Source organism: bacterium, from assembly GCA_036524115.1.
Classification (GTDB): Bacteria; JAUVQV01; JAUVQV01; order JAUVQV01; family DATDCY01; genus DATDCY01.
The window spans coordinates 1-5460 of the sequence record DATDCY010000175.1 but is presented as its reverse complement, the minus strand read 5'-3'; the positions used below and the strand labels follow the sequence as shown (position 1 = coordinate 5460).

The 5460-nt window shown below is 69.2% G+C and carries 6 protein-coding genes; 5 read left to right on the top strand and 1 reads right to left on the bottom strand.

What is annotated here, in order from left to right:
* The first annotated feature begins 240 nt into the window (after positions 1 to 240).
* The 5 genes from VI078_08415 to VI078_08395 all read left to right on the top strand — a co-directional run bounded on the left by VI078_08415 (position 241) and on the right by VI078_08395 (position 2978).
* Positions 241 to 531, top strand: coding sequence for a hypothetical protein (locus tag VI078_08415; protein HEY5999309.1), 291 nt, complete (start codon positions 241 to 243; stop codon positions 529 to 531).
* Positions 532 to 577: 46 nt separating this feature from the next.
* Complete coding sequence (locus tag VI078_08410; GenBank protein ID HEY5999308.1) at positions 578 to 724, top strand: lmo0937 family membrane protein; 147 nt, start codon at positions 578 to 580, stop codon at positions 722 to 724.
* Between the two features lie 61 nt (positions 725 to 785).
* Positions 786 to 1100: a BON domain-containing protein gene (locus VI078_08405; GenBank protein HEY5999307.1), complete on the top strand. Its 315-nt coding sequence runs from the start codon at positions 786 to 788 to the stop codon at positions 1098 to 1100.
* A gap of 28 nt (positions 1101 to 1128) precedes the next feature.
* A complete protein-coding gene (locus VI078_08400; GenBank protein HEY5999306.1) occupies positions 1129 to 1476 on the top strand; it encodes a hypothetical protein in 348 nt (115 codons plus the stop codon).
* A gap of 149 nt (positions 1477 to 1625) precedes the next feature.
* Complete coding sequence (locus VI078_08395) at positions 1626 to 2978, top strand: ice-binding family protein (GenBank protein HEY5999305.1); 1353 nt, start codon at positions 1626 to 1628, stop codon at positions 2976 to 2978.
* A gap of 37 nt (positions 2979 to 3015) precedes the next feature.
* Here VI078_08395 and VI078_08390 read toward each other — a convergent pair.
* Positions 3016 to 5460: glycosyl hydrolase family 65 protein (locus VI078_08390; GenBank protein HEY5999304.1), on the bottom strand; the 2445-nt coding region annotated here is incomplete at its 5' end.

Below are 5460 nucleotides of genomic sequence, written 5' to 3'. Positions count from 1 at the left end.
CTTCAAGAAACCGGCACCGCCTGCCGCGAAGGGCCCCGGGCCGCCGCTGCCGGCCGGCAAGCACCAGTTCAAGAGAGTTCCCGAGCCCCAGGGAGGGGCGATTGGGGCCCCGGAGCCGGGGGGCGTGCCTGAGGACCAGCGAAAGGGCGATCAGGAAAAGCAGTCGCCGAGGGGCGGCGGACGCGGAGCGGGGAAGTGACGCCGGCCGCGGCGGGCGGGAACATGACGGGAGGACGGACGATGAACGAGAAGGAACTGTATCGGCAGAAGCGTCAGGCGCAGCTGGACGAGTGGAAGGCCGACATCGCCAAGCTCAGGGCGAGGGCGGCGGGAGCCAAGGCGGACGCGCAGATCGAGATCAACAAGCACCTCGAGGAACTCGACCGCAAGGTGCACGAGGCGGGCTCCAGGCTCTCGGAGTTGGCCGCGGCGGGAGAAGGAACGTGGGACTCCGCTCGGAAGAAGGTCGAGACCACCTGGGAAGCCCTCAAGGCCGGCGTGGGCGCAGCGGCGGCGAAGCTCAAGGGATAGGGCGGGACGCTTTCCGAACCCTCCGACTCAACGAAGGGAGGACGTCATGTTGTGGACGATCGCGGTGATCCTGATTGTCCTGTGGCTGTTGGGGCTGGTGAGCAGTTACACGATGGGCGGCTTCATTCACATCCTGCTGGTGATCGCCGTGATCGTGGTGCTGCTCAACTTCATCGGGGGACGCAGAGGGTAGGTGCGGCCGGGGGAGGACTGCCCTCGGCCCCGGTCCGATCACGCGGAAGGGAGATTGCATCATGAACAAGAGACAGGGGCTGGTGAGCATTCTGGTCCTGATCGCGCTGGGCATCGGCTTCGTGGGGTGCGCGGCCACGCGGACACAGGAGAGCACCGGGGAATACATCGACGATTCGACCATCACGACCATGGTCAAGGCCGCCATCCTCGGCGAGCCCACGCTCAAGGTCTTCCAGATCAACGTCGAGACGTTCAAGGGGGAGGTCCAGCTGAGCGGCTTCGTCGATTCGGCCGAGCGGGTCACCCGGGCGGGGGAGGTTGCCCGCGGGGTCAAGGGCGTCAAGTCGGTCAAGAACAGCCTGATCGTGAAGTAGCGGGCTGTCTCGCGCGGAGGGGAAGCCGATGAGGAGAACGCTGCTCGTCGAGGTGGTCGCGACCCTGCTGCTCGCGGGGTGCATGGTGGGACCCGCGGGCGGGGGCTACGGCGTCGCCGTGGTGCCGGCGCTGCCGTCGATCGTGGTGCTGGACGCCGACCCCTACTACCACCACGGCGGCTATTACTACTACTACCAGAACAACAGCTGGTCCTACTCGCGCACACGGAGCGGGCCCTGGGCCGAGCTGCCGCGGGACCGCTACCCGAAAGAGGTCAAGTTCAAGGGCAAGGGCGGCAACCAGGGCCAGGGCGGTGGCCAGGGCCAGGGCGACGACCGCGGCCAGGGCCAGAAGAAGGGGCACGACAAGAACTAGCTGAGCAGGCGGCAGGCCGCCCAGGAACACCGGGCGGCCTCATTGTTCCCGCCGCGTTGCGCCACGCCGCAGCGCTCCATCGAGTTTCCGATCCGACGCCCGAGGCACCAAAAGTGCTCGTGCCGTTGAATTGTGGAGGAGGATGTACCATGAGAAGGCCAGCACGTAAGCTGTTCGGCAAAGCAGTCCGCCTGTGGGCGATGACGGCGTCGGTCGTCGCGTTCACCCTGGGCACCGCGCAGGTGGCGCGGGCGGCAGGCCCGGCGCCGGTGAACCTCGGGGCAGCCGCTCCCTTCGCGATCCTGTCAAAGACCGGAATCACCAATGTCCCGGCGTCGGCCATAACCGGCAATCTCGGCGTGAGCCCCATCGCTGCGACCGCCATCACCGGATTCTCCCTGGTTCTTGACGGCTCGAACAGGTTTTCGACCTCGCCGCAAGTCACCGGGAGGGTCTTCGCAGCCGACTACGCCAGTCCCACCCCCGCAATGCTGACCACGGCCGTTCACAACATGGAAGCCGCGTACAGGGACGCCGCCGGGCGGACGCTCCCCGATTTCACCAACCTGTACGCCGGAAATCTCAGCGGCAGAACTCTTGCTCCCGGCCTCTACAAGTGGAGCACCGGCGTCCTGATCACGACGTCCGTGACCCTCGCAGGCGCCAGAGATGACGTCTGGATCTTCCAGATCGCCGGGAACCTCACGCTGGGCTCGGGTGCGGACGTCCTGTTGAGCGGGGGGGCGCAGGCCAAGAACATCTTCTGGCAGGTCGGCGGCGGCGTGGGCGTCGAGATCGGCACGACCGCACACGTCGAAGGGACCCTCCTGGCCGCGAAGGCCATCCATCTGCGAACCGGTGCGTCGCTCGAAGGCAGAGCGTTGGCCCAGACTGCCGTTACCCTGGCAATGAACCAGGTGGTGATCCCGCCGTTGAACAAGAGGAGCCGCTTCACGTCGAATGCTGCCGCGGACGGCTGGGTGCTTGAGTCCGCCGCGAACAGCGGCAGGGGCGGCTCGAAGAACGCGACTGCCGTCACCCTCCTGCTCGGCGACAACGCGGCGAACAAGCAGTACCGTGCCATTCTGCATTTCGACACCTCAGGCCTGCCGGACGGAGCGGTCATCACCGCAGCCACGTTGAGGATGAATCGGCAGGGGCTGGTCGGAGTAGATCCCTTCAGCACGCACGGCCGCCTGCTGGTCGACATCCGCAGGCCGTATTTCGGTCCGACCGCGAATCTGGAGGTCGGCGACTTTCAGGCAGCCGCCACCAGGTCGGCGATTGCCGCCTTTGGCGCCGTCCCTGTCGGCGCCTGGTACAGCGCCGACCTGAGCGCCGCTGGCAGGGCAACCATCAACCGCGCCGGGACGACGCAATTCCGTCTGCGCTTCGCAACCGGCTCCAACAACGACTTCGTTGCGGACTACCTGCGGTTCTCCAGCGGCAACGCGGGGGCGACGCTGCGTCCGCAGCTGGATGTCACGTACTACGAGCCGTAACCGACGGCCTCATCGTCTTCAGCGGCGGCGCCGGCGGTCAACCCCGCGGGGACCGTGTGTCGGCGCCGGCCGCCGGGACCCTCACCTCGACCGCGTGCTCCCGGCGGTCGTCGACGAGGGGGATCGCGGCATCGGGTTGCGCCACGCCGTCCACGGTCACGCCGCCCGCGCCGCCCGCGCCGCCATCGCCCGGCTGGAGCACGGTGACGTGATAGACGGTTTCCCGGTAGCGGTAGTGCACCTTGTACGAGTCCCATCCCTCCGGCAGGCACGGAGCGAAGCGCAGGGTCTCCCCCTCGCGCCTCACCCCGAGGAGTGACTCGAGGACCAGCCGGTACATCCAGCCGGCCGAGCCCGTGTACCAGGTCCACCCGCCGCGCCCGGCGTGCGGGTCGACCGCGTAGACGTCGGCGGCCACGACGTACGGTTCCACCTTGTAGGTCGCGACCTCCCCAGGAGACCGCGCGTGGTTCACCGGGTTGATCAGCGCCAGCAGCTCCCACGCGCGGACGCGGTCGCCCAGGGCCGCAAACGCCATCACCGTCCAGATCGCGGCGTGCGTGTACTGGCCGCCGTTCTCCCTGACCCCCGGGACGTAGCCCTTGATGTAGCCGGGATCCAGCGGCGACGTGTCGAACGGCGGGTCCAGGAGCTGGATCAGGCCCCGGTCGCGCCGGACGAGCAGCCGGTCCACCGCCTCCATCGCCGCCTTTGACCGCGCGGCGTCCCCGGCGCCGGAGAGGACCGACCAGCTCTGCGCCACGGAGTCGATCCGGCACTCGGGGCTGCGCGCCGACCCGAGCGGCGTGCCGTCGTCGAAGAACGCGCGCAGATACCAGTCGCCGTCCCAGCCGTGCTCCTCGATGCTCGCGCGCAGTCCGGCGGCCTCCTCCCGGCAGCGTTCCGCGAAGGACGCGTCGCCGCGCAGGCGCGCGACCTCGGCGAACTCGGCGAGCACCCGGCACAGGAAGAACCCCAGCCAGACGCTCTCGCCCCTGCCCTGCTCCCCGACCCGGTTCATCCCGTCGTTCCAGTCGCCCGAGCCGATGAGCGGCAGACCGTGCTCGCCCCGGCCGAGGCCCCGCACAATGGCGCGCACGCAGTGGTCGTACAGGCTCGCGGTCTCCTCGGAGGGGTAGGGAAGGTCGAAGTAGGAGTCCTCCTCCCTGTTCACGGGGCGGCCCTCGATGAAGCGGACCGTCTCGCCCAGCACGCCGGCGTCCCCGGTGGTCAGCACGTAGCGGCACACCGCCAGGGGCAGCCAGAGCAGGTCGTCCGAGCAGTGCGTGCGCACGCCGCGGCCCGAAGGGGGGTGCCACCAGTGCTGAACGTCGCCCTCCCTGAACTGGTGGGCCGCGCAGAGCAGGAGGTGCTCGCGCACCAGCCCCGGCGCCGCGTGGACGAGCGCCATCGCGTCCTGCAGCTGGTCGCGGAAGCCGAAGGCGCCGCCGGCCTGGTAGTACCCGGACCGGGCCCAGAGGCGGCTGGCCAGCGTCTGGTAGACGAGCCAGCCGTTCGCCAGCACGTTGACGGCCGGGTCCGGCGTTTCCACCTGCACGGCGCCGAGGGTGTGGTTCCAGTGCTGCCAGACCTTCTCGAGCGCCCCGCGCGCGGCTGCGCTTCCCCGAAAACGGCTCACCAGCTGACCGGCGTCGTGGGCGTCCCGCCCGGCGCCCAGCCTGAACACGATCTCGTGCTCCTGCCCGTCGGCCAGATCGAAGGGGACGTGGATGGCGGCGCAGGGGTCCAGCGCGGATCCCACCCTGCCCGAGAGCCGCGTGCGGGCCATCGCGGCCGGCCGCTGCAGCGTGCCGTTGCGGCCGACGAACTCCGTCCGGTCGCCGGTCAGGGTGCGCGTCCCCTCGTCGACATCGAGGAACGCGGTCCGGTTCCCGAACTCCGCGTTGAAAGGGTTCCGCGCGAAGAGCGCGCCCGTCCTGGGGTCGATCTCGGTGCCCACGTGCATCGCCGTCTTCGGGCGCAGGTCTCCCAGCACCCACTCCACGTACGCGGTGGCCGAGAGCCTGCGGGGTCGGCCCGAGGCGTTCGTCACCTTCAGGACCGAGAACTTGACGGGCGCGTCCGTGGCCACGTACACCCACAGCTCCGACCTGATGCCGTCTTCCATGTGCTCGAAGACGCTGTACCCGAAGCCGTGGCGACTGACGTACGGCGTCGCCCCGCGGGTCGGCAGCGGCGTGGGGGACCAGAAATGGCCGCTCTCCTCGTCGCGGAGGTAGAACGCCTCCCCGCCGGGATCTCCGACAGGGTCGTTGTGCCAGGGGGTGAGCCGGTACTCGTGGGCGTTCACGCTCCAGGTGCAGGCGGACCCGCTCTCCGAGACGACGGTCCCGAAGTGCGGGTTGGCGATCACGTTCACCCACGGCGCCGGCGTGACCAGCCCGGGCTGGGTCGTGATGACGTACTCGCGGCCGTCGGGCGTGAATCCCCCGAACCCGTTGGAGAACAGCAGATCCCCCCG

Coding starts and splice junctions, on each gene's coding strand:
- VI078_08415 (HEY5999309.1), top strand. CDS start 241: ATGAACGAGAAGGAACTGTATCGGCAGAAGCGTCAGGCGCAGCTGGAC.
- VI078_08410 (HEY5999308.1), top strand. CDS start 578: ATGTTGTGGACGATCGCGGTGATCCTGATTGTCCTGTGGCTGTTGGGG.
- VI078_08405 (HEY5999307.1), top strand. CDS start 786: ATGAACAAGAGACAGGGGCTGGTGAGCATTCTGGTCCTGATCGCGCTG.
- VI078_08400 (HEY5999306.1), top strand. CDS start 1,129: ATGAGGAGAACGCTGCTCGTCGAGGTGGTCGCGACCCTGCTGCTCGCG.
- VI078_08395 (HEY5999305.1), top strand. CDS start 1,626: ATGAGAAGGCCAGCACGTAAGCTGTTCGGCAAAGCAGTCCGCCTGTGG.